The 23,050-nt window shown below is 58.5% G+C and carries 26 protein-coding genes; 15 read left to right on the top strand and 11 right to left on the bottom strand.

All coding sequences use genetic code 11. The features are described 5' to 3' along the window. Positions 1-273 precede the first annotated feature (273 nt). The 4 genes from ACG74X_RS01295 (at position 274) to ACG74X_RS01280 (ending at position 4,686) form a co-directional block, all read left to right on the top strand. Positions 274-585: a co-chaperone GroES gene (locus ACG74X_RS01295; RefSeq protein ID WP_411232160.1), complete on the top strand. Its 312-nt coding sequence runs from the start codon at positions 274-276 to the stop codon at positions 583-585. 54 nt (positions 586-639) lie between these two features. Continuing rightward, entirely contained in the window at positions 640-2,283 is a 1,644-nt protein-coding gene (groL, locus tag ACG74X_RS01290; RefSeq protein WP_411232159.1) for a chaperonin GroEL, read from the top strand. A gap of 488 nt (positions 2,284-2,771) precedes the next feature. After that, the gene (locus ACG74X_RS01285; RefSeq protein WP_411232158.1) at positions 2,772-3,551 is read left to right on the top strand and encodes an esterase/lipase family protein; all 780 of its coding nucleotides are present in this window, start codon (positions 2,772-2,774) and stop codon (positions 3,549-3,551) included. After that, positions 3,541-4,686: an alpha-D-ribose 1-methylphosphonate 5-triphosphate diphosphatase gene (locus tag ACG74X_RS01280; protein WP_411232157.1), complete on the top strand. Its 1,146-nt coding sequence runs from the start codon at positions 3,541-3,543 to the stop codon at positions 4,684-4,686. Before ACG74X_RS01285 ends, ACG74X_RS01280 begins: the two co-directional genes overlap by 11 nt. 19 nt (positions 4,687-4,705) lie before the next feature. Here the strand turns inward: ACG74X_RS01280 and ACG74X_RS01275 are convergent, their stop codons facing one another. From ACG74X_RS01275 to ACG74X_RS01265, 3 genes are all read right to left on the bottom strand, one after another. Then, positions 4,706-5,776: a 5-(carboxyamino)imidazole ribonucleotide synthase gene (locus ACG74X_RS01275; RefSeq protein WP_411232155.1), complete on the bottom strand. Its 1,071-nt coding sequence runs from the start codon at positions 5,774-5,776 to the stop codon at positions 4,706-4,708. 3 nt (positions 5,777-5,779) lie between these two features. Beyond that, complete coding sequence (gene purE / locus ACG74X_RS01270) at positions 5,780-6,274, bottom strand: 5-(carboxyamino)imidazole ribonucleotide mutase (RefSeq protein ID WP_411232154.1); 495 nt, start codon at positions 6,272-6,274, stop codon at positions 5,780-5,782. A gap of 61 nt (positions 6,275-6,335) precedes the next feature. After that, positions 6,336-6,560 (bottom strand): YdcH family protein, encoded by a 225-nt coding sequence (locus ACG74X_RS01265; protein WP_411232152.1) that lies wholly within the window; start codon positions 6,558-6,560, stop codon positions 6,336-6,338. 161 nt (positions 6,561-6,721) lie between these two features. Here ACG74X_RS01265 and ACG74X_RS01260 point away from each other — a divergent pair, with 161 nt between their 5' ends. Continuing rightward, the gene (locus tag ACG74X_RS01260; protein ID WP_411232150.1) at positions 6,722-7,135 is read left to right on the top strand and encodes an Hsp20 family protein; all 414 of its coding nucleotides are present in this window, start codon (positions 6,722-6,724) and stop codon (positions 7,133-7,135) included. A gap of 3 nt (positions 7,136-7,138) precedes the next feature. Continuing rightward, on the top strand, positions 7,139-7,366 hold the full coding sequence (locus ACG74X_RS01255) for a DUF1150 family protein (RefSeq protein ID WP_411232149.1): 228 nt from the start codon (positions 7,139-7,141) through the stop codon (positions 7,364-7,366). Between the two features lie 131 nt (positions 7,367-7,497). Here the strand turns inward: ACG74X_RS01255 and ACG74X_RS01250 are convergent, their stop codons facing one another. Beyond that, positions 7,498-9,213 carry a bifunctional sulfate adenylyltransferase/adenylylsulfate kinase gene (locus tag ACG74X_RS01250; RefSeq protein WP_411232147.1) on the bottom strand — a complete coding sequence of 572 codons (1,716 nt, stop codon included), beginning with the start codon at positions 9,211-9,213 and terminating at the stop codon, positions 7,498-7,500. A 232-nt stretch (positions 9,214-9,445) separates the two neighbouring features. On the opposite strand from ACG74X_RS01250, the gene ACG74X_RS01245 reads away from it, so the two are divergent. Beyond that, on the top strand, positions 9,446-10,495 hold the full coding sequence (locus tag ACG74X_RS01245) for a cytochrome-c peroxidase (RefSeq protein ID WP_411232146.1): 1,050 nt from the start codon (positions 9,446-9,448) through the stop codon (positions 10,493-10,495). Positions 10,496-10,555: 60 nt separating this feature from the next. Here ACG74X_RS01245 and trxB read toward each other — a convergent pair whose 3' ends face one another. After that, the gene (trxB, locus tag ACG74X_RS01240; RefSeq protein ID WP_411232144.1) at positions 10,556-11,560 is read right to left on the bottom strand and encodes a thioredoxin-disulfide reductase; all 1,005 of its coding nucleotides are present in this window, start codon (positions 11,558-11,560) and stop codon (positions 10,556-10,558) included. Between the two features lie 205 nt (positions 11,561-11,765). Here trxB and ACG74X_RS01235 point away from each other — a divergent pair, with 205 nt between their 5' ends. Then, positions 11,766-12,266 carry an Lrp/AsnC family transcriptional regulator gene (locus ACG74X_RS01235; protein WP_411232143.1) on the top strand — a complete coding sequence of 167 codons (501 nt, stop codon included), beginning with the start codon at positions 11,766-11,768 and terminating at the stop codon, positions 12,264-12,266. Between the two features lie 4 nt (positions 12,267-12,270). Here the strand turns inward: ACG74X_RS01235 and ACG74X_RS01230 are convergent, their stop codons facing one another. The 5 genes from ACG74X_RS01230 to lgt form a co-directional block, all read right to left on the bottom strand. Beyond that, on the bottom strand, positions 12,271-13,050 hold the full coding sequence (locus ACG74X_RS01230; RefSeq protein ID WP_411232142.1) for a Hint domain-containing protein: 780 nt from the start codon (positions 13,048-13,050) through the stop codon (positions 12,271-12,273). Positions 13,051-13,287: 237 nt separating this feature from the next. Beyond that, positions 13,288-13,440, bottom strand: coding sequence for a hypothetical protein (locus tag ACG74X_RS01225; protein WP_411232140.1), 153 nt, complete (start codon positions 13,438-13,440; stop codon positions 13,288-13,290). Between the two features lie 144 nt (positions 13,441-13,584). Next, positions 13,585-14,340: a peptidoglycan editing factor PgeF gene (gene pgeF / locus ACG74X_RS01220; RefSeq protein WP_411232138.1), complete on the bottom strand. Its 756-nt coding sequence runs from the start codon at positions 14,338-14,340 to the stop codon at positions 13,585-13,587. Beyond that, positions 14,337-15,413: a class I SAM-dependent methyltransferase gene (locus ACG74X_RS01215; RefSeq protein ID WP_411232136.1), complete on the bottom strand. Its 1,077-nt coding sequence runs from the start codon at positions 15,411-15,413 to the stop codon at positions 14,337-14,339. Before ACG74X_RS01215 ends, pgeF begins: the two co-directional genes overlap by 4 nt. Beyond that, positions 15,410-16,294 carry a prolipoprotein diacylglyceryl transferase gene (lgt, locus tag ACG74X_RS01210; protein WP_411232134.1) on the bottom strand — a complete coding sequence of 295 codons (885 nt, stop codon included), beginning with the start codon at positions 16,292-16,294 and terminating at the stop codon, positions 15,410-15,412. The genes ACG74X_RS01215 and lgt overlap by 4 nt, the downstream gene beginning before the upstream one ends. Positions 16,295-16,387: 93 nt before the next feature. On the opposite strand from lgt, the gene ACG74X_RS01205 reads away from it, so the two are divergent. Beyond that, entirely contained in the window at positions 16,388-16,633 is a 246-nt protein-coding gene (locus ACG74X_RS01205; protein WP_411232132.1) for an accessory factor UbiK family protein, read from the top strand. 84 nt (positions 16,634-16,717) lie between these two features. Here the strand turns inward: ACG74X_RS01205 and ACG74X_RS01200 are convergent, their stop codons facing one another. Then, positions 16,718-18,166, bottom strand: a complete 1,449-nt coding sequence (locus tag ACG74X_RS01200) for an aldo/keto reductase (protein ID WP_411232130.1) — start codon at positions 18,164-18,166, stop codon at positions 16,718-16,720. 96 nt (positions 18,167-18,262) lie between these two features. Between ACG74X_RS01200 and ACG74X_RS01195 the strand changes: the two genes are divergently transcribed. The 6 genes from ACG74X_RS01195 to ACG74X_RS01170 are packed head-to-tail and all read left to right on the top strand — an operon-like array spanning position 18,263 to position 23,041. Next, on the top strand, positions 18,263-18,631 hold the full coding sequence (locus ACG74X_RS01195; protein WP_411232128.1) for a TIGR04076 family protein: 369 nt from the start codon (positions 18,263-18,265) through the stop codon (positions 18,629-18,631). Further along, positions 18,628-19,698, top strand: a complete 1,071-nt coding sequence (locus ACG74X_RS01190) for an aldo/keto reductase (RefSeq protein WP_411232126.1) — start codon at positions 18,628-18,630, stop codon at positions 19,696-19,698. The genes ACG74X_RS01195 and ACG74X_RS01190 overlap by 4 nt, the downstream gene beginning before the upstream one ends. Continuing rightward, positions 19,691-20,461, top strand: coding sequence for an ABC transporter ATP-binding protein (locus tag ACG74X_RS01185; protein WP_411232124.1), 771 nt, complete (start codon positions 19,691-19,693; stop codon positions 20,459-20,461). Before ACG74X_RS01190 ends, ACG74X_RS01185 begins: the two co-directional genes overlap by 8 nt. After that, positions 20,458-21,183: an ABC transporter ATP-binding protein gene (locus ACG74X_RS01180; RefSeq protein ID WP_411232122.1), complete on the top strand. Its 726-nt coding sequence runs from the start codon at positions 20,458-20,460 to the stop codon at positions 21,181-21,183. The genes ACG74X_RS01185 and ACG74X_RS01180 overlap by 4 nt, the downstream gene beginning before the upstream one ends. After that, a complete protein-coding gene (locus ACG74X_RS01175; protein WP_411232121.1) occupies positions 21,180-22,094 on the top strand; it encodes a branched-chain amino acid ABC transporter permease in 915 nt (304 codons plus the stop codon). The genes ACG74X_RS01180 and ACG74X_RS01175 overlap by 4 nt, the downstream gene beginning before the upstream one ends. Then, complete coding sequence (locus ACG74X_RS01170; protein WP_411232119.1) at positions 22,091-23,041, top strand: branched-chain amino acid ABC transporter permease; 951 nt, start codon at positions 22,091-22,093, stop codon at positions 23,039-23,041. Before ACG74X_RS01175 ends, ACG74X_RS01170 begins: the two co-directional genes overlap by 4 nt. Positions 23,042-23,050 lie beyond the last annotated feature (9 nt).

Here is a 23,050-nt window from a genome sequence, read left to right as displayed (position 1 = left end):
CGCAAGTCGGGTGGGTCGGTGCAGGCGATGGATCGGTGGTTTGACAACGCGCGGTCTGTCTTCCGAAAAATCTGGAAAACGTGCCCGCTATGCGCTGCAAAGACGGCTGATGTTTCGGGGCGGTCAGTGACGGAAAAAATCTTGTATCAGCATGTTGACTCAGAGTGTTCCCATGCCTAGCTAAGCGTCGTTAGCACTCAAGCTAAGAGAGTGACAACAGTCCTTCGGGGAGCGAGGGACTCTTAGTGAAACTTTGAGCAAGGAGACTCGAAGATGGCATTCAAACCACTTCATGACCGCGTGCTTGTCCGTCGTACGGAAAGTGACGAAAAAACTGCTGGTGGCCTGATCATTCCTGATAGCGCCAAGGAAAAGCCTGCAGAAGGCGTGGTTGTTGCGTGTGGCGCAGGCGCACGCGATGAGGATGGTGATCGGATCAAGATGGACGTTGCCGAAGGCGATTCCATCCTGTTCGGGAAATGGTCCGGTACAGAAGTCACAGTTGACGGTGAAGAACTCCTTATCATGAAGGAGTCGGACATCCTTGGCATCATCACGGATGGCGCAGCAGCGAAAGCCGCCTGAATGCCCCGCGTGATCGCGAATACACACTCTGACTAAATCAGTGGAGAATATGAGATGTCTGCAAAAGACGTAAAATTTGATACAGACGCCCGCAATCGCATGCTCAAGGGTGTCAACATCCTTGCCGACGCGGTGAAGGTGACCCTTGGCCCAAAAGGCCGTAACGTCGTTATCGACAAATCGTTTGGCGCACCGCGTATCACCAAAGACGGTGTTTCTGTCGCCAAAGAGATCGAGCTGGAAGACAAGTTCGAAAACATGGGCGCGCAGATGGTCAAAGAAGTGGCCAGCCGCACCAATGACGAAGCGGGTGACGGCACCACAACCGCGACTGTTTTGGCACAAGCCATCGTGAAAGAAGGCCTCAAGTCGGTTGCCGCTGGCATGAACCCGATGGACCTTAAGCGCGGAATTGATCTTGCGACGAATAAAGTTGTCGATGCGATCAAATCTGCGGCGCGTGAAGTCAAAGACAGTGACGAAGTTGCGCAGGTGGGTACTATTTCGGCAAACGGCGAAGCCGAGATTGGACGCCAGATCGCAGACGCGATGCAGAAGGTTGGCAACGAAGGCGTCATCACCGTCGAAGAGAACAAGGGCCTCGAGACAGAGACCGATGTTGTCGAAGGCATGCAGTTCGACCGCGGCTATCTGAGCCCCTATTTTGTCACAAACGCCGACAAAATGACAGCCGAGCTGGAAGACTGCATCGTGCTTCTGCACGAGAAAAAGCTGTCCTCGCTTCAGCCGATGGTTCCGCTGCTTGAGCAGGTGATCCAGTCCCAGAAGCCACTTTTGATCATTGCAGAAGACGTCGAAGGCGAAGCTTTGGCAACTTTGGTGGTGAACAAATTGCGTGGTGGCCTGAAGATCGCAGCGGTCAAAGCACCGGGCTTTGGCGACCGTCGTAAGGCTATGCTGCAGGACATCGCGATCCTGACAGGCGGTCAGGTGATCTCCGAAGACCTTGGCATGAAGCTTGAGAATGTCACAATGGATATGCTCGGCTCGGCCAAGAAAATCCAGATCACCAAGGACGAAACCACCATCGTAGATGGCGCAGGCGAGAAGTCCGAGATCGAGGCACGTGTTGCCCAGATTCGCAACCAGATTGAAGAAACCACATCTGACTACGATCGCGAAAAGCTGCAGGAGCGCGTTGCGAAGCTTGCCGGTGGTGTGGCTGTGATCCGCGTCGGCGGCATGACCGAAGTTGAGGTCAAAGAGCGTAAAGATCGTGTCGATGATGCACTGAACGCGACACGTGCTGCCGTTCAGGAAGGGATCGTCGTTGGTGGCGGTGTTGCTCTGGTGCAGGCTGGCAAGACGCTTGAAGGTCTCGACGGTGCGAACAGCGACCAGAATGTCGGAATTACCATCGTACGGAAAGCGTTGGAAGCGCCGCTGCGTCAGATCGCCGAGAACTCGGGTGTCGACGGATCGGTTGTTGCTGGTAAAATCCGTGAAAGCGACGATGTATCTTTCGGCTTCAATGCCCAGACCGAAGAATATGGCGACATGTTCAAGTTTGGCGTGATCGATCCGGCGAAAGTTGTCCGCACAGCATTGCAAGATGCAGCGTCCGTCGCTGGTCTGCTGATCACAACCGAAGCAATGGTGGCTGACAAGCCGTCGAAAGAAGGCGCACCAGCTGGTGGCGGTATGCCTGACATGGGCGGTATGGGCGGCATGATGTAAGTCTGCCTTTTCTTTTATCATCTGCAAAAGCGCCTTCGGGCGCTTTTGCTTTTTTGTCGCTAAAGAAAGCTAATTTTAGAAAATAATAACGACTGTACAGAATCTTCGTAAGAAGATTCTGCGGGACAGCAATTAATTTTTGTAAGACTTCAGTCCTCGATTGCGAGTGCTGCAGGCGCTCTCACCGTCTTTTCTAACATACTCGATTGATCCAGCACATGTGGCTGGCGATCATCCTCTTGCGACAAAAAAGAGAACGGCCCGCATCGCACTTGCCGGCGCAAATATAATCCGAAAGGCCGGTCCCGTAATTTTTTTGATGTCGGGGCTCCATCTCTGATGAGCATGGCGGGTATAGCCCGTCTGTTGGAACGCGTCTCTAGGCGTCTTATGGTTGTCGCCCTTCTAGGTTTGACGGGCGTGCTTTCGCCCGTAACGTTGCGGCCTCGCCTCTTTCTAAACCGTGCCGTAAGGCGTATCTCCCGAATATGTGCCGCGCATTGCTCCTTTCCCTGGCAACAGCTTTCAGCTGTTTGATCGCCGCTCCGGTCCGGGCGGATTGTGTTGTTCTTTTGCATGGTCTGGCACGCACCGAAACGTCGTTTGTCCTGATGCAATCGGTCCTCGAAGCCAAAGGCTATCGTGTCAAAGCACCGGGATACCCGTCAACCACGGCGCGGATTCGGTCTTTGGTCGATGAAACCCTGCCCGACGCGATGGCGCGCTGTGGTGATGATCGGGTTCATTTTATCACGCATTCGATGGGGGGCATTCTTTTGCGGGTTTGGTTGCAAGACAATCGGCCACCCAATCTTGGCCGTGTCGTTATGTTGGCACCGCCAAATCAAGGCAGTGAGCTGGTGGATCAATTGGGCGGGCTGGAGTTTTTCGAGTGGCTGAATGGCCCGGCCGGACAGCAATTGGGCACTGACCCAAAGGATTTGCCAAAGACACTGCCGCCTGTTGATTTTGACCTTGGTGTGATCGCTGGCAGTCGATCTCTGAACCCCTTTTTTTCGAGCCTCATACCAGGCGACGACGATGGCAAGGTTTCTGTTGCATCGACCAAAGTTGACGGAATGGCGGCGCATTTGACGCTTCCGGTCACGCACACATTCATCATGCAAGCGCCTTCGGTGATTGCACAAAGCGAATTGTTCTTAAGAACCGGCCGTTTCAATCCTGAACTGGATTGGACAGAAGCGATCAATACAAACGAATTGGCGTGCCTTCTGGGTATCTGCCCGGAGCCTCTTGATGACGATTGAGTGCACTTTGACAGGCGCGCGTGTTCTGGGGCCAGAGGGTTGGACTGGGGCATCGCTTTCGATGGCGCAGGGCGTTTTCCAAGATGAAAGGGCAGGCAAAGACATCGATCTTTCCGGGTTCTGGGTGCTCCCTGGACTTGTCGATGTGCATGGTGACGGATTCGAGCGTCACATGGCCCCGCGCCGGGGGGCCTTGCGGGAAGCCGAATTCGGTGTGCTCGCTGTGGCCTCGGAACTTGCTGCAAATGGCATCACAACGGCCGTGCTTGCGCAGTTCTTTAGCTGGGAAGGCGGGATGCGGGGCCCGGATTTTGCCGAACATGTGTTTGAAAGCGTCTGCGCGGTGCGCGGGTCCGTGCCGGTCGATCTGCAGCTTCAGCTTCGGCTTGAGACGCACCTGATGGACGAGTTCGGGCGTGCGGAAACTGCCATCGACCGGTACGGCATCAGATATCTGGTTTTCAATGATCACTTGCCACATAAACGCTTGTCCGAAGGGCGCAAACCACCGCGTCTGACGGGGCAGGCGTTGAAAAGCGGGCGCAGTCCGGAAAGCCATCTTGCCTTGATGCAAGACCTTCATAGTCGCTCGGACGAAGTTGAGGCGTGCGTCGACGCACTCTCGCAGCGGCTGCGGGCCAAAGGGGTGGTTCTGGGCAGTCACGACGACACAACAGCCAAGGATCGCGCGGTTTGGACACAACGTGGCGCGATGGTCAGTGAATTTCCCGAAACATACGAAGCAGCACAAGCGGCCCGGCGGGACGGTGCGCATATTGTCTTGGGTGCCCCCAATGTTGTGCGCGGGGCAAGCCATGCGGGAAATATTGCGGCCGCAGATCTGGTTGGGGCCGGATTGTGCGACGCGCTTGCTTCGGACTATCACTATCCGTCACCATTGCGGGCGGCGTTTCGGCTGGAGGAGTTAGGGCTTTGTGATCTGGCCAAGGCGTGGTCGATGATATCGTTGGGGCCAGCACGGCTTTTGGGGTTTCAGGATCGCGGAAACCTGGCACCGGGGCAGCGGGCTGATCTGATCGTGCTTGATCCAAGCAATCGCAGGATCATGGCAACCATCGCAGCCGGCCGTGTTGCCCATATGACCGGCGCTGTTGCAGAGCGGTTTCTGGGATAAACCTGCGTCTTCATTCGGTTCAGCCGCGCTTGATGTGGTTCACATGCCCCATTTTGCGACCGGGTTTGGTTTCCGCCTTGCCATAAAGATGCAATGCCGCGTCAGCCGTTGACGCAAGTTCCGGAACACGGTCCATATCGCTGCCAATCAGGTTTTCCATCACGACATCTGCAAACCGTTGTCCATCGCCCAATGGCCATCCGGCCACCGCTCGGATATGTTGTTCGAACTGATCGACGACACATCCGTTTTGTGTCCAATGTCCGGAATTGTGCACCCGGGGGGCGATCTCGTTCACGATCAAACCGGCGTCAGTGACAAACAACTCAACACCAAGCACTCCGACATAGTCCAATGCATTCAGCACTTTTGCCGCCAACAAAACGGCATCCGTGCGCTGTGTCGGGGTTAACCGTGCCGGAACCGTTGTTGTCCGCAGGATACCGTCAGAATGAACATTTTCGCCCGGATCAAAAGCGGCAATGGAGCCGTCCTGCCCACGCGCAGCAATGACCGAGACCTCGTGCGAGAAATCGACGAAACCTTCAAGAATGGCCGGGGCACCTGCCATGTCTGCAAAGGCCCGATCCGCGTCATCCTCCGTTTTGATCCGCGACTGCCCTTTGCCATCATACCCAAATCGGCGCGTCTTGAGGATGGCCGGTGCGCCGATTGTTTTTAACGCAGTGGCCAGGCTTGCGGCATCGGGTATGTCTGCAAACGGGGCCGTGTTCAGACCAAGATCCCGCAGAAACGTCTTTTCCGTCAACCGGTCCTGACTGACCCGAAGGGCATCGCGGCCGGGCCGGATAGGGGCGGCATCCTGCAGCACATCCAAAGCGGCGGTTGGGATGTTCTCGAACTCATAGGTGATCACATCGACGGCATCGCCAAACATGCGCAGGGCGGCTTTGTCGTCATAGGATGCGGTTGTCACGGCATCTGCCACATGGCCCGCAGGGGGCTGTGCGCCGGGTTCAAAAACATGGCAACGAAAGCCTAGCCGACTGGCGGCAACCGACAACATACGGCCCAATTGGCCACCGCCGATGATGCCAATCGTTGATCCAAGAGCAAGCGGGTGTGTCATAGTTTATCCGTCATCAGAAGGGGCGTCGGGGATCGACGCTGATAGGTCGTCACGCCATTGATCAAGCCGCGTTGCAAGCGCTTTATCCTGCAAGGCAAGAATGCCGGCAGCCATCAACCCCGCATTTGCCGCACCTGTCGCGCCGATGGCCATCGTGGCTACGGGAAAGCCTCGGGGCATCTGCAGGATTGAATAGAGGCTGTCGACGCCCGACAATGCGCGGGTTTGCACCGGCACGCCGATTACGGGCACGCGGGTTTTGGACGCCATCATGCCCGGCAGATGCGCAGCACCGCCAGCCCCGGCAATGATCACCTGCAATCCGCGCGACACTGCGGATGTGCCATATTCCCAAAGCCGGTCCGGCGTGCGATGCGCAGACACGATTTTGGCCTCAAACGGGATCTCCAGCGCATTAAGAAGCGCGGCCGCTTCTTTCATGGTGGGCCAATCGGACTGGCTGCCCATGATGATGCCAACTTTGATCGTCTCGGGCATGTGTCGCGTCCCTTCAGGTATTCAGAACGCGCACTATAGCCAGAACGGAAAGAGGGGCAACTCAGGCAATGATGTCGGGCAGCAATCGGTCTTCGATCAAGGCGATCTTGTCTTTCAAAAGCAGCTTTTTCTTTTTGAGACGTTGCAACGTCAATTGATCGGCTGTGCCAGTCTCTTGAAGCGCGCGAATCGAGTCGTCCAGATCGCGGTGCTCACGCCGAAACACCTCAAGTTCAACCTTGAGCACTTCATCGGTTTTCATCGCCAGATCCGTTGGGGCATTCATAGCGCGCGCAGTCCTTAATGTTACGTAGACTCAAAAGATAGCCGCAAACTCCGATTCCGCAAAGCCCTTGCGTCGCTGGCGTGGCATCCCCATATTCTTAATCACAGGTCGCCATAACGGGGCCAGAACAACACAGTCGCTTTACGCAAAAGGACGTGTCGATGACGAAATTGACGTTGGGATCGTATCCCCATCTGCTCGGGTTTGAGCAATTGGAACGCCTTCTGGAACGGACCGCAAAATCCGGCAACGAAGGATATCCACCCTTCAATATCGAACAGACGTCGGATGCATCTTATCGCATCACGCTGGCTGTTGCGGGCTTTCGGGAACAAGATCTCAGTATAACCGTTGAGGATAGGCAGCTGGTCATTCGTGGCCGACAGCAAGACGACAGCGCCGAGCGCGTTTTCCTGCATCGCGGGATTGCCGCCCGTCAGTTCCAGCGGAGCTTTGTATTGGCAGACGGTGTCGAAGTGGGAGAAGCGATCATGGAGAACGGGCTTTTACATGTCGATCTGACATTGTCTCGCCCTGAAACCGTGGTTCAGACAATCCAGATCAGGAAAGGGTAAGACATGAACACGCCGTATGATTTCAAAGACGCGGACACCTCGAAGGTGGTCTATGTCCGTTCCGTAGAGGTTGCGGACCTGCCAGAAGATGTCCAGGACGAGGTCGGAAACCAGAAAACCATCTACGCGGTGCACCGCGCCGATGGAGAGCGTTTGGCCTTGGTCAAGGACCGCAAGCTGGCCTTTATGCTTGCGCGCCAGAATGATCTGGCACCGGTCACTGTCCACTAAACGGTTGACCACTAACCAATGACGCTTTGGCGTTCAGGCCTGAACCACAGGATGGAATAGGCCTATGCCTCACACAAAACCCGCGCCACTTTGACAGCGACGCGGGTTTTCGCGACGATGATCACAGACAGTTACTGCGCCGCAATCAGTCCAAGGCTTTCCAGTTTGAGGATGACTTGATGCGCGCAATTGTCGACTTCGACGTTTTCCGTCTCAACGCGCAGTTCAGGATCTTCGGGGATATCATAGGGGTCCGATATGCCCGTGAACTCCTTGATTTTGCCTTCGCGCGCCAGCTTATACAGCCCCTTACGATCGCGGCGCTCGCATTCTTCGATGCTCGTCGAAACATGCACTTCGATGAAGGCTCCGAATTGCTCGATCTCTTCGCGAACGGCGCGGCGGGTCGTGGCATAGGGCGCAATGGGCGCACAAATGGCAATGCCGCCGTTTTTGGTGATTTCAGAGGCGACATAGCCGATACGCCGGATGTTCAGATCGCGGTGTTCTTTGGAAAAGCCCAGCTCGGAGGACAGGTTTTTCCGCACGATATCGCCATCCAACAATGTGACCGGACGGCCGCCCATCTCCATCAGCTTGACCATAAGCGCATTGGCAATCGTTGATTTGCCAGACCCGGAATAACCGGTGAAAAACACGGTAAATCCCTGTTGTGACCGAGGCGGGCGCGTTTTGCGCAGTTCGGTGACAACCTCGGGGAACGAGAACCATTCCGGAATATCCAGACCTTCGGACAGACGGCGGCGCAGTTCGGTGCCCGATATATTCAGGATCGTGACATCGTCCTTGTCGACAATTTCGTCCATCGGCTCGTATTGCGCGCGTTCCTGCACGTAGACCACGTGTTTGAAATCGACCATCTCGATGCCGATTTCCGCCTCGTGTTTGCGGAACAGATCCTGCGCATCGTAGGGCCCATAAAAATCCTCGCCTTTGGAGTTCTTGCCGGGCCCGGCATGGTCGCGCCCAACGATAAAATGCGTGCAACCATGGTTTTTGCGGATCAGCCCATGCCAGACCGCCTCGCGCGGGCCGGCCATGCGCATGGCCAGGTTCAAAAGGCTCATCGTGGTCGTCGATTGCGGGTATTTGTCCAGCACCGCCTCGTAACAGCGCACGCGGGTGAAGTGATCCACATCCCCAGGCTTGGTCATGCCGACAATCGGATGGATCAAGAGGTTCGCCTGCGATTCCTTGGCGGCGCGGAAGGTCAGTTCCTGATGCGCCCGGTGCAGCGGGTTGCGGGTTTGAAAGGCCACCACCTTGCGCCAGCCCAGCTTGCGGAAATAGGCGCGCAATTCGTTCGGTGTATCGCGACGGGCGCGGAAATCATAATGCACTGGCTGCTGAATGCCCGTCACCGGGCCACCCAGATACACTTTGCCTGCTGTGTTGTGCAGATAATTGACCGCTGGATGCGCATCATCATCCGCCCCGAACACCATTTTGGCTTCGTGCGATTTGTCAGGCGTCCAGCGGTCAGTCACCGTCATGGTGCCAAGGATCACACCTTCCTGATCGCGCAGGGCGATGTCCTGCCCGATTTCAAGGCTGGCCGCGAAATCCTCTGACACGTCCAGCGTGATCGGCATCGGCCAAAGTGTGCCATCGGCAAGGCGCATGGTGTCGACGACGCTGGTGTAATCAGCTTCGCTTAGAAATCCCTTAAGCGGGTTGAACCCACCATTCATCAGCAGTTCCAGATCGCAAATCTGGCGCGGTGTCAGATCATGACTGACAAGATCAGCTGCGTCCTGTTTTAGCTTTTGAGCGCTGTCATACGAGACATACAGCTCGGTGATCGGGGCAAGGTTCTGGGGATACATGTGTCTGCTCACTCATATTTTCGGCGCTGGTTACGCCCGGGTTCTACTGCTGTCCAGTGTCAGGAGAAAACTAACACGGAAATCGCCAGGAACTGCGCGTTTTATGACGAAATCGGCCTTCGCCTTTGATGTGCCGGTCGGGATTTGACCTTGGTCAAAGTGCGCTCGGGAAACACATGTTATGATCTGAATGTGTAGGCAAAACTAATCTTACGGAGGTCTGACCAAGTCCATGCCCAAATTTAACCAAACCGCCGCTTTGGCCGTGTCGCTTGTTGCGATGGCCAGCGGAGCTTCTGCATCGGCTGAACTCAGAGAGTTGGCGCTGGATATCTTCTCGCCGCTTCCATCCACCATTCCTGCGGTAAAGGACAATCCGATCACGCCCGAGAAAATCGACCTTGGAAAAGCGCTTTTCTTTGACCCACGTATGTCGGCGTCGGGTGTCTTTTCCTGCAACTCGTGCCATAACTTGGCGACAGGCGGGGATGACAACATGCCGGTGTCCATTGGCCACGGCTGGCAGAAAGGCCCGCGCAATTCGCCGACGGTGCTGAATTCGGTCTTCAACGACGCGCAGTTCTGGGACGGGCGCGCGGCGGACCTTGCCGAGCAGGCCAAAGGCCCGGTGCAGGCGGGCGTGGAGATGGCGAACACCCCGGAAAACGTCATTGCGACACTCAACTCGATGCCGCAATATGTTGACTGGTTCCGCGCTTCTTTTCCGGACGAGGAAGATCCCGTCACTTTCGACAATTTCGCCAAGGCGATCGAGGCATACGAGGCAACGCTGATCACCCCGTCGCCTTTTGACGCATGGTTGAACGGCGACGACGCGGCGCTCAGCGATATTGAGCTTGCCGGGCTGGAACTGTTTGTCGATTCCGGATGCGCAAGCTGTCACGGCGGCATTAACCTTGGGGGTGAGGGGTATTATCCGTTTGGTCTTGTCGAAAGACCGGGTGCCGACATTCTGCCCGAGGGCGACAAGGGCCGGTTTACCGTGACTGAGACAGTTGACGACGAATATGTTTTCCGTGCCTCGCCGCTTCGTAACATTGCGGTCACGGCCCCCTATTTCCATTCCGGAGTTGTTTGGGATCTAGAAACCGCCGTGGCTGTCATGGCCGAATCGCAGTTGGGTGCCGACCTTGACGATGAGGACATCACCGCGATCACCGCCTTCCTTGGCTCGCTGACCGGTGAGATGCCGGATGTCACCTATCCGGTGTTGCCTGCCGAGACTGCGGAGACACCACGCCCGACAGGAGAGGTGAAGTAACGCACATCCTATCCGCATTTATGGATCAGGTCGGGCAGATGTGCCCGACCTTTTTTATCATCACTCCGCTGCAGGCACTTCCGCGCCATAGCCAAGCGGTTCCGAGACATCCTTGCCATCATCATCGCCCTGTTCGGCGAGGAACTTCTCGGCCTCCAGGGCCGCCATGCAGCCCATACCGGCGCTGGTCACGGCCTGACGGTAAATGTGATCCGTCAAATCGCCCGCCGCGAAAACGCCGGGAATCGAGGTCGCTGTGCTGTCCGGCTTTGTCACGACATAACCGCCCATATGCGTCTCAAGCTTGTCCTTGACCAATTCGTTCGCCGGGGCGTGGCCGATGGCGATGAACACACCTTTGCACGGGATGTCCGTAATCTCGCCGGTCTGCACATTCTTGGCCTTCACGCCTTCGACACCTTTGGGCATGTCCGTGCCATACACCTCTTCAAGCTGGTGGAACCACAGCGTTTCGATCTTCGGATTCTTGAACAGCCGGTCCTGCAAGATCTTCTCGGCCCGCAATTCATCGCGCCGATGAATCAGCGTGACCTTCGATGCAAAATTCGTCAGGAACAGCGCCTCTTCCACGGCCGTGTTGCCGCCACCCACCACGACGATCTCTTGTCCACGGTAAAAGAACCCGTCGCAGGTCGCGCAGGCCGACACGCCAAACCCCTTGAACGCCTCTTCCGAGGGCAGGCCCAGCCATTTCGCCCGCGCCCCTGTGGCAAGGATGATGGCATCTGCCGTGTAGACCGTGCCGCTGTCGCTGTGCGCCGTGAACGGACGGTTATCAAGGTCAAGCGACGTGACGAGGTCTCCGATAATCTCGCAGCCGACGGCGCGTGCATGGGCCTCCATCCGCACCATCAGATCCGGTCCCTGTACCTCGGTATCGCCCGGCCAGTTTTCGACCTCGGTGGTCGTGGTCAACTGGCCACCCGGCTCCATGCCTTGCACAAGGATGGGCTCTAGCATGGCGCGGCTGGCATAGACGCCGGCAGTGTATCCTGCCGGGCCAGAGCCGATGATAAGAACCTTGGTGTGGCGTGTATTTGACATGGGGCAGCCTCGCATCGCGCAGATTTCAATGTATTGAAAACTGCATATAAGCCTGCCAGGCGCGCTTCGCAAATGCCGGGGCGTCGACAGCGCGTCACCCTGCCGCAGCGAGGGATGCGTTAATATTGTTGCGCGATCTTGAAACAATATTGCGCGCAACTGCATAGCGTATATAACAAAGATGTAACTGCGGGAATGCGTTCGAATGCCATCACATCGTCTCGATCCAATTGATCGCAAAATTCTGGCCGAGCTTCAGGCGGATGGTCGTATGACCAATGTCGAATTGGCGCGACGTGTCGGAATTTCCGCGCCGCCGTGTCTGCGGCGGGTGCGCACATTGGAAGAGCAGGGCTTCATTCGTGGCTATCATGCCGAAGTGGACCCCCGCGAACTTGGTTTTGAAGTGCAGGTTTTTGCAATGGTCGGTCTGCAAAGCCAGGCCGAGGCTGACCTGCGGGTTTTTGAAGAATTGTGTCGCGGTTGGCCGCTGGTGCGCGAATGCCATATGCTAAATGGGGAGGTGGATTTCATTCTCAAATGTGTGGCCCCGGATTTGAGCACTTTTCAAAGCTTCCTGACCAGCGATCTTTTGACGTCGCCGAATGTTGGGAGCGTCAAGACATCTTTGGTTATTCGGGGCGCGAAGGATGAGCCCGGCGTGCCCTTTGACATTCTGGAAGCGCGGTTGACGCAACCGGAATAACCGGTCACGCGACGCGTAGCGTCTCGATCACGTCGCGGGTGGTGCGCGGGAAGGCAAGATCTCCAAAGCCGTCCAGATCGTCGAGATGTTTGAACATGGACTGCATCATTGCCCGGACATTTGTGCCGATTTCAGCCGCCGACACGCGCCCCGGATGATAGCTTTCAAGCTCGTGACCGTTTGCGCGGACAATTCCATGCCGACGCAAGGCAAAATGATAAAGCTGGACCGAACCGGGCGGCGTAATCCGCAAGATACGATCTCCATCGATGTAATCTGACGCGGGCGCAAGCACGGCGTCGCAATTCAAAAGGTCGGCAAAACGGTCCTGTCGCACAACAATATGTGCAGCCGGACCAAGCAAAAGATCGCTTTGGTCCATCCCGTCGCCGGGTAATCTGAGCAAATAGGAGAGAGAGGTCGTGTCGCTGGCAAAATGTGGCAGATAGCTGGTGCTGCCGATCCAGACCACAGGTTCGGGGCCGCGATGGGTTTCCACAAGATCACCGGGGATCAGGTCTTCCACCGCGATCTGGCCCATGACTGTTGAGATGAGTGTCCCGCGGGCAAAGGCCGAAGCGCAGGCTTCGAAAATCGGCGTGGCCGGAATGGTAAAGGTAGAGGCGTCGATTGTGTGGTCAGATAGAAAAGCTGCAGCCTCGATTGTGCGGGTGAGAGGAGTATCGCGTCGAGGCTGCCCGTCAAACGTAGCAACTTGGTCTTTGGAAACGGCATTGGCGTTGAAATCGTCCGATAACGACTGGCTGCGAGGGGACTGGGCCATGTGATCACCTTTCGGTTAGGTCACATCCGTGCTGGCCCCCACCAACAACACCAGAATGACGGTGCGATTTCTTTGAATAATGAATGGTCTGAAACGTCTTGATTCGTCAAATTTCAAAAACAATTGGCCGCGCAATTGCGGCCAATGAAAACGAACTCGTTCAATTGTACGGTGCGCCGCAACACTGACGCCATAATCGGCAAGGAATGTGGCGATGCGCGACGCAATTCCGGCGCTTTACGCCTGTTTGCGCACTGGCAGGTTTGCGCTTTCTGCCTTGATGCGGGCGAACATGGCTTTGCGTGCGGCCCCCCGCTGAAACGGAAGGGCGGGTGCCTCCTCTTTGGAAGCGGCGACGACGGAAGCGATGAATTTTGAACTGCGCGACATTGGACTGCTCCGGGCTTTTGGCGTTGTTGTTTTGTTAAGCCTAAACAACCCTCACAATTGGGCGCGTTTGTGACGGAACGTGGACAATCCCGGTGTATTCCTGTGATTGATTGGGGCAGCGACGCAATCTTACCCCGATCAGCGCTAAAGCCGGATAACAGACATCAAACGCCCGTAATCGGCCTCTCGCGCATGTGTGGCGCGACGATATGAATAAAACCGCTCTGCGTCGGAATAGGTGCAATGGCGCGTCCATTCTGCGACAACGCCAGCAGATCTTAACCGGTGCAAGCCAAAGCCGGGCAGATCAAAATGAAATCGGTCATTCGCGCCATTTACAAAGAAACGCGCGTTCTGCGGGTCTTCGGCAAGAAAGGTGTCCAGAAACTCTGGACCCACTTCGTAACACCTCTGACTGATGCTGGGCCCAATCACGGCATGAATTCCCTCCAGGGTGGCCCCCAGATCAGTCATCGCCTCAACAGTCGCATCCAGCACGCCATCCAGCGCCCCACGCCATCCGGCATGCGCCGCGCCAACCACACCCGCATCCGCGTCGGCAAACAGGACAGGCTGGCAATCCGCAGTCAGAATACCAAGAGCAACTCCGGGCGTATCCGACACCATTGCGTCGGCTTCGGGTTTCGGCGACTCAAGCGGGCCGCGCACGATTTGCACCTTGGCGGAATGGGTCTGGTGAACCGTGATCAGATGCTCCAGCGGCACGGTCATCGCGTCTGCGACGCGCGCGCGGTTGATGGCCACGATTTCGGATTGGTCTGTCGATCCGGTTCCACAATTCAGTCCGGCAAAGACACCGGAAGACGCCCCGCCGCGCCGTGTAAAAAAGCCGTGGCGAAACGGCACGAGGCTATCGGATGTGATGATTTCAAGCGTCATGTATCCAATCCGGGTGGTGGTGACACGGTACCGGGATAGACCCCTAGCACTTTGAACAAGGAACCCATTTCGTCGGGATGGGTCAACCGCCGATGTGCCGAAATATGCGATGCAAGCGCCGCGCCATCAAGCGTTCGGGCCAAAGCCTGCGCGCGTGCCGTGATCCCCAAACGTTCCAGAAACACACCCTGCGCTGTCAGCGCTGTTACCGCGCAGCCATGGGCGGTTGCCGTCTGGCTGAGCGGTTCAAAATCCACATGCGCCGTTAGGTCCGCCTGTCCGGGATCTGCAAAGGGATCAACCGGTTGATGGGCCTTTACGGCCTGAAACGTGTCGCCAATCGACCGCCAGCCACCGTAATCAATAACCAAGGCAATGCCGCCTTGGGCGGCAATCCGTTGTGCGATCTCGTCCATCACCGCTGTGGCCTGCGCGCATGTTTCCACCAGGGCACCGTCGGTTGTGTCGTCCAGACGGTGATCCAAAGCCGCAATAGGGGCGGGGTCGCTCAGACCGCGCTGAAATGTGGTGTCCCCGGCAAGACCGACCATCACCTCGCGCCAGCCCTTTGGATCACGCTGAAATTGCCGAATGGGCAGCGCATCGAAAAATTCGTTCGCAAGGCAGAACAAGGGGCGATCCGAAGGAAGTGTTTCGACACTTGTGTGCCACTGAGGTGCATGCGGATCAAGCGCATCGGCCTGAATATTCCTCAGGCGCGGTGACGCCTCTACCAGATGCAGTTCCATCGCCTCATGAAATCCCGGCACATGTGCCGTCGCGCGCAGAATATCCGCCATCAGTGTACCGCGCCCCGGACCCAGCTCTGCCAGGGCAAAGGCCGCGGGCATGCCTTGATCCATCCAGCTTTGCGCAAGACACACCCCCACCAATTCTCCGAACATCTGACTGATCTCGGGTGCGGTGGTGAAATCGCCTTCGGCCCCGAACGCGTCTTGCGTGGTGTAATAGCCGAATTTTGGATGCAGCAGGCAGGCCGACATATATTGAGCCAGCGTCAGCGGACCCGTCGTCCTGATTTGCTGTCGCAATATGTCGTCGAGTGTCGTCATGCGCGTTTGGCGGTTTTCCAAAGATAAAGCCCGATCAGGATCATGGGCACGGACAGCACCTGACCCATGGTCAGTCCAAGGCCGTTAATGTGCAGCGCCAGCCCCAACGGATTTCCGTCCGAGACAAATTGTGCGTCAGGCTGGCGGACAAATTCCACAAGAAATCGCGCCAACCCATAGCCAGCGACGAACAAACCGACAATTGTGCCGGGCGCTTTGAGCGCACCGCGCCGGAAGGCCAGCCAAAGCAAAACCGCGCCCAACAGCAGCCCCTCTAGCACCGCTTCGTAAAGCTGCGATGGATGGCGCGCGCAGATTTCGCCCAGTGCCTGACCGCAGCTTTGCGCGGCTTGGCCCGGAAACTGGACACCCCAGGGCAACGTTGTGGGTCTGCCCCAAAGCTCTGCGTTGATGAAATTGGACACCCGACCAAGAAACAGTCCGACGGGTGTGGCAAGCGCCATCATGTCAGCCGCCGGACGCAGCGGGATGCTGGCGCGCTGGCAATAGATCAACGCGGCAACCACAACGCCCACAAACCCGCCATGAAACGACATCCCGCCTTGCCAGATCGCAAGGATTTCACCAGGATTGGCCAGGTAATAGGCGGGTTGGTAGAACAGAACAAACCCCAATCGCCCGCCAAGAATGACCCCGACAATCACCCAGGTCAGCAAATCCTCGACCTGTTGTGGGGTCATCGGCGGCCTCTCAGACGGCCACAAGGCAGGCCGTTTCACGGCAGCGACCGCAATCCTCCAACCGATCAGGATACCCGCGATATAAGCGAGCGCATACCAGCGCAGGGCAAACTCCATTCCGAAAATCGAAATCGAAAAAAGCTCGGGCGAAATATTCGGAAAGGGAATACCAGTGGACATGGGCGCAGATGTTCATCGCTCTGCGGCGAAGTCAACCTTGTGCGATGCGGCTGTGCAGCCCATATAGAAGTCAATCAAGAACCGGAGAATGCAATGCAGACCCGTAACAAGGTATTTGAAGACATTTCGCAGCTGATGACCAACGCAATGGGCGTGGCACAGGGTGCCAAGGACGAGGCTGAAACCGCGATGAAGTCCATGATGGACCGCTGGCTCGCCGACCGCGATTTCGTCACGCGCGAAGAATTCGACGCGGTGCGCGCCATGGCGCAGAAGGCCCGTGAAGAGAACGAAGCGCTCAAGGCGCGGCTCGATGCGATGGACGCCTCGAAGACGTAAGCGCATAGCCGTGCAACGCCGGGCCGCGGTGCGGCGATGTGCGGCGGCCTTTGTCCTTGAGTCCGCCACAGTATAGCGGAGATTTCAGCGGCGGATCACCGCCTCCGCCTCAATCTCGACTTTGTAGTCCCCGATCAACTGGCCGATCTGAAACAGCGTGTTGGCCGGTTTGATATCGCCGAACACCCGCCCGTGCGCCTTTGACACGGCCAGCACATCGTCGGCATCGCTCAGATACACCCGCGTGCGCACCACGTCTTCCATAGACGCCCCGAGCGCTGTCAAAGCCGCGCTGATCTTGTCGAGCACATAGGTCGTCTGCGCGCCTGCATCGCCCGGTGCCACGGCGCGGTCCAAACCATGCGTTGCCGTTGTTCCCGACACGAACACCCGATCCCCGATCCGATGCGCGCGGCAATAGCCCGCGATATCTTCCCATTCACTCCCCGACAGCACCCGCCGTTCACCGGGCCGCCCCGGCACGTCCTCGACCGTCACGGCGCTGGGCATCGTATCAAGATGATGGCTGAGGTCGCCACTTGCGGTCAGGAACGGCGGCTTGCGATATTCGTCGCCGCAATCGCCGAGCAGCGGCGTGGTTGCCTCGAACGCCGCATTCAGGCGGGCGTGATCCTCGGCATCCAACGCGAACTGGAACAGTTTGAGGTTGTCGTCGCTATGCCGCGCCTCGCCCAACCGCGCGCCGATGATGACGCCGGCAACCGCCTCGTTCTCCAGCACCCAGCGTGTTGCCACATTGGCAATGGACACGCTGTGCCTCAAAGCCACTTCTGACGCCGCGTGCAACACCGTCTGGTAGGCCTCCCACCCGCCAGCCGTGTCGATGAAGCGCTTGTATTTCATCTTCGACCAGTCGGTGATCTCGTCCGGCTCCGGCTGGCCCAGCCAGCGTTCTGACAGGAACCCGCCCTGCAACGTGCCGTAGCAGAGCAGCTTCACACCCCATTGCGCGCAGACCTCTGACAGTGGCCCGGTGGCGCGACGATCCAAAAGCGAGCAAGGCACCTGATTGCTCACAATCGGCACGCCTTCGGCCAAGGCCAGATGCAAATGCGCGGCGTCGAAATTGGTCAGCCCGATCTCTCCGATCAGCCCTTCCTCGCGCAGCTTTGCCATCTCGTGCAGTGCGTCGAGCCAGGCGGGATGCTCGAAACTCCACCAGTGAAATTGCAGCAGATCCATCCGGTCCACGCCGAGCCGATCCAACCGTTCCTGCACGCCCGCGCGCACCACGTCTGCCGTCATCGGGCCGGGCGTCGGGCACCATTTGGTACAGACCGTCGCCTGCTGACCCCGCTTCAAAAGCGCCCCGGTAAGGATCTCGGCCGTGCCATAATGATCCGCCATATCGAACGTATCGAACCCGGCCTGCGCATAGGCGGCAAGGTGGTCTGCGCCCACCTCGGGATCAATCAGATCGCCGTCTTTCTCAATATCTGCGACCTGCCAAAGCCCCACGAGGGCGCGGCGGATGGTCAGGCTGTTGGTCAGGCGGACTGTATCAGGTGTCATGCCGCATGTGTTACCGCGATGATGGCGTTTGACAAGCCGCAAAGAACCCCGCAACCATGCACGGGGGATCTTGGGCAATCAAATCAAGGAATTGCGGTGGCGCAGGGGGACGACACATTCTGGCTCTATGACCTGAAGGTCGAAACCGTCGTCGGCGACCGCGCTTCGGTCTGTCGTCATGTCGAGGGCGAGAGCTTTCGGGTTGAGGGCGAACTTTTGGTCTTTGACGAACAGCAGAAAGTGTCGATGTATGCTTTGGCCGCGTTGCTCCCGTTGTTGCCCGCCAAACAAAGGCCGACGGCAGAGCAGGACTGGATGTCCACAGATGCCGAAGTGGCCTGCCCCGACCCGCATTGCGGCGGGCGCTTCCGCGTGACCCGCACTGGCAAGCGCACCTTTCGCCATTCCGAGACCACGGGCTTGCCCGACCAGCGCGACACGCCCTACTGGAAGGACGCGACATGACCGTCGAGACTACAGACCTGCGGCCCGGCCATAGGATCAGCCGCGTCATTCGCGGTGGCTGGCAATTGGCGGGCGACCATGGCCCGGTGGACCGCGCGCAGGCGATCCGGGATATGGAGGCGTTCGTCGACGCGGGCCTCTTCACCTTCGACTGCGCCGACATTTACACGGGCGTCGAAGAGATGATCGGCGAGTTCATTGCCGACCTGCGCGCGCGGCGCGGGGCGTCTGTCGTGGATCGAGTCTGCGTGCATACGAAACTGGTGCCAGACCTGACGCGACTTGCTGACCTGAGGCCAGATGAGGTGACGGCCATTGTGGATCGTTCACTTAAGCGTTTGCAGGTCGACCAACTCGACCTCGTCCAGTTTTTCTGGTGGGACCTGAACCAAGGCAACGCGGTGGACAGCCTAGCGGTGCTGAAAGACCTGCAAGCTGAAGGCAAGATCAGGACGCTGGGCACAACCAACTGGGACCGGCAGAAGATGCAGCCCTTCGTTGATGCCGGGTTTGATCTGGCCTCGGCGCAGGTGCAGTATTCTGTTCTGGATCGACGGCCCGCCAATGGCCTGACCGACTGGGCCGCGCAGCACGATATGCAGCTGATCTGCTACGGTACGCTGGCTGGCGGGTTCCTGACCGAGAAATGGTTGGGCGCACCTGACCCCGGTTTCACGTTCGAGAACCGCAGCCTGATCAAGTACCGGCTGATCATCGACGAATTCGGCGATTGGGAGCAGTTCCAGACCCTGCTGCGCGCGCTGAAAGCAGTGGGCGACAAGTACCGCGTCTCGCTCTCTGCCGTTGCCACCCGCTGGGTGCTCGACCAGCCGCAAGTCGCCGCTGCCATCGTCGGCGCGCGCTATGCAAGGCACTTGCCGCAAACGCTTCAGACGTTTGATGTCAAACTGATGCCCGAAGATTACGCCATCATCCAGAACGTGCTGGATCAGGCGAACGGCCCAAATGGCGATGTCTATTCGCTCGAAGGCGACCGGAGCAGCCGTCACGGGCGGATCATGAAATACAACCTCAACACCAACCCGAACGACGCCGTGCATGGCTGACCCGGTTCTGCACATTGACGGGTTGACCCGTGACTTCGGCGACTTCCGCGCGGTGGATGACGTGTCTTTGACCATTCAAGCAGGCACCATCACCGGCCTGATCGGCCCCAACGGCGCGGGCAAGACGACGCTGTTTAACGTGCTCACTGGCATGCTGCCGCCCACGGCGGGGCGCGTGTTTCTGAACGGGCAGGATGTGACCAGCAAAGCGCCCGACAAACTGTTCGCGCTTGGTATGGGCCGCACGTTCCAAATCCCGCGCCCCTTTGCCAAGATGAGCGTGCTTGAGAACGTCATGCTGGCCCCGCTGGCACAGGCCGGGGAACGCCTTTGGGGGCCGTTTCTGAGCGCGGGAAAAATGCGCGATCAGGAGGCGGCCATTCGTAAAAAGGCGATGGAGGTGCTCGATTTCGTCACCCTCGCGCTGCTCGCGGATCAGGCCGCTGGGCAGATTTCGGGCGGGCAGATGAAGCTCTTGGAACTCGCCCGCATCCTGATGGGCGACCCGAAACTGATCCTGCTCGACGAACCCGCCGCGGGGGTGAACCCGACGCTGACCAACACGCTGATCGAAAAGATCGAAGAGCTGAACCGCGGCGGCAAGACCTTTGTTATCATCGAGCATGACATGGATTTCGTCATGGAGCACTGCAATCCGGTCATCGCGCTGGCCGAGGGGCGCAAGGTGTTCGAGGGTACGGCAGAGGAGGCGCAGAACAACACGGTGCTGCTTGATGCCTATCTTGGGGCGCAGGTCGCATGACGGCCTTGGTCGCGCAGGGCATCGTGGCGGGCTACGTGCCCGATCTGCCGATCCTCAAGGGCGTGTCCCTGATGGCGGAAACTGCGAAAGTGACGGTCATCATCGGCCCGAACGGCGCGGGCAAATCGACGCTGATCAAGGCGGTGGCGGGGTTGGTTCCGGTGTCCTCGGGGTCGGTCGCGTTGAACGGGGCGGACATTACGAACCCGAGGCCAGACCAAATGGGCGCGAAAGGCGTGGCGTATGTGCCGCAGTCTGACAACATCTTCCGGTCGCTGACGATCCGGCAAAACCTTGATCTCGTGCTGCGCAACGCGGGGTCCGTCGCCGCGGCGCGGCGGGAAAAACTGTTCGCGCAATTCCCGGCCTTGGCCGCCAAACAAACCGAACGGGCAGGCGCTTTGTCCGGCGGGCAACGTCAGTTCCTTGCCGTCGCAATGGCGCTGGCGATCAATCCGTCGGTGATCCTGATGGATGAGCCGTCAGCGGGCCTGTCCCCCAAGGCCGCGCAGGAGGTTCTGGAATACACCAAGGCGCTGACGGAACAGGGCGTGACCATCCTTTTGGTCGAACAGAACGTCAAACAGGCGCTGCGCATGGCGGATCATTGCTACATTCTGGCGGATGGCCAGAACCAGATCGACGGAGCCGCGCAGGCGTTGCTGGATGATCCGGTCGTGGGCCAGATCTACCTCGGCGGCAAACGGGTGGCGACCGCATGATCCAGAATATCGTCGATGGATTTCTGGTGGGTTCCATCCTGTCGCTGGGCGCGATTGGGCTGACCATGGCGATGCACATGCTGCGCTTTGCCAATTTCTCGCACGCGGAATTGCTGTCGGTCGGGGCCTACGCCGCGCTGGTGTTCGACGCGCTCTTCTCGGCGGTGTTGCCGATCATCGCGACGGCCATCGGCCCGCTCAGCCTAACCTGGGCGCTGACGCTGGCGACCATCCTGTCGATGGGGATCACCGGGCTGTCGGCCATCGCCATCGACAAGCTGGTCTTCAAACGCGTGCGCGCGAAAGGCGGCGAGTTGTCGATGGTGTTCGCGTCCTTCGGCGTGGCGATGATCATCCGCAACATTCTTGGGCTGATCTTCGGGCTGGACCCGGTGCTTTACTCACAGGACATCGTGTTCGCCATCATGGTCAGCGCCGACCCGCTGCTCTTGGTCAAGCCGGATCAAGTGTTCACACTTGTGGCGGCACTGGTGATCATGTTCATCCTGCACCTCGTCTTGTCGCGCACCACGTTTGGCTATTCCCTGCGCGCGGTGGCCGAGAACCCGACGCTGGCGCAAGTGTCCGGCATTAACCTTAACCGCATGATCGTCCTGATCTGGCTCATCGGCGGTGGCCTCGCGGCGGCGGCAGGCGTGTTCTATGGGCTGACCAACCAGATCAACCCGGTGTTGGGCCGCGACCTTGTTCTGCCAATCTTTGCCGCGACTATCGTTGGCGGCATCGGCAGCATCTACGGGGCGGTTCTGGGCGGGTTCCTTGTGGGCCTTGCCTCAAACCTCGCGCTGACGATCCTGCCCTCGGGCTACAGCCCCGCCGTGCCGTTCCTCATCATCCTGGCGGTGCTCTTGATCCGCCCGCACGGCCTCTTCGGGGAAGAGCGCGCATGATCGGCATCATTTCCTACCTGATCTTCTTTGCGACCGTCGCGTCGATCCTGTCGATTGCGGTGCTAGGGCTAAACCTGCAATGGGGCAACACCGGCCTGTTCAACGGCGGTGTCGTCGCCTTCTTCGGGGCGGGCGCCTATGGCACGCTGATCCTCGGCAGCGCACCGCAGGAGGGGCTGCTCGGCGGGTTCGCCTTACCTTACCTGCTGGCGCTGGTCGGCGGCATGGTGATCGCAGGCATTGTCGCGTGGGTCGTCGGGTTGCTGACGCTGCGCCTCAGGCACGACTACCTCGCCATCGCCACCTTCGGTGTAGCCGTCGCGTTTGAGAACCTCGTGCGCAACGCGGCCATCTTCGGCGGCGCGCAGGGCATCCGAGGGTTCGAGCGCCCCTTGCGCGACGTGTTCGGCAGTGGCCTCGCCTATAACGCGCTATTCTTCGTGTTCGTCCTGATCCTGCTCATTGCCACCTACCTGTTCCTCGAACGCCTCATCGCATCCCCCTTTGGCCGCCTGCTGCGCGCCATCCGCGAAGACGAGCCCGCCGCGCGGTCGCTGGGCAAATCGCCGTCCCGCGTGCGCCTGACCGCGTTCATCGCCGGGTCGGTGATCATGGGGCTTGCCGGTGGACTCTACGCCACCTTCTATGCCTTCATCAGCCCGCAAGACGTGCTGCCCATCCTGACCTTCCAGATCTGGGCGATGCTGATCGTGGGCGGCGCGGGCAACAACAAGGGCGCGGTGATGGGCACGTTCCTGATCTGGGCCGCCTGGACCGCCAGCGGCTGGGCGCTGTCGCGGTTCGCACCCTTGGAGGTGCAGCTTTACACCGGGTCGATTCAGTTTGTGCTGATCGGCTTTGTGATTGTGGGAATGCTCCTGTGGAGACCGCAGGGGCTTTTCCCGGAAAAACTGGTCGTGTCGCAATCGGCAGAGACCGGGGGATAAAACAGGGAG

The sequence above is a fragment of the Marivita sp. S0852 genome (assembly GCF_046591575.1).
In the GTDB taxonomy this organism is placed as follows: Bacteria; Pseudomonadota; Alphaproteobacteria; order Rhodobacterales; family Rhodobacteraceae; genus Marivita.
This window is presented reverse-complemented; position numbering and strand designations above follow the sequence as displayed.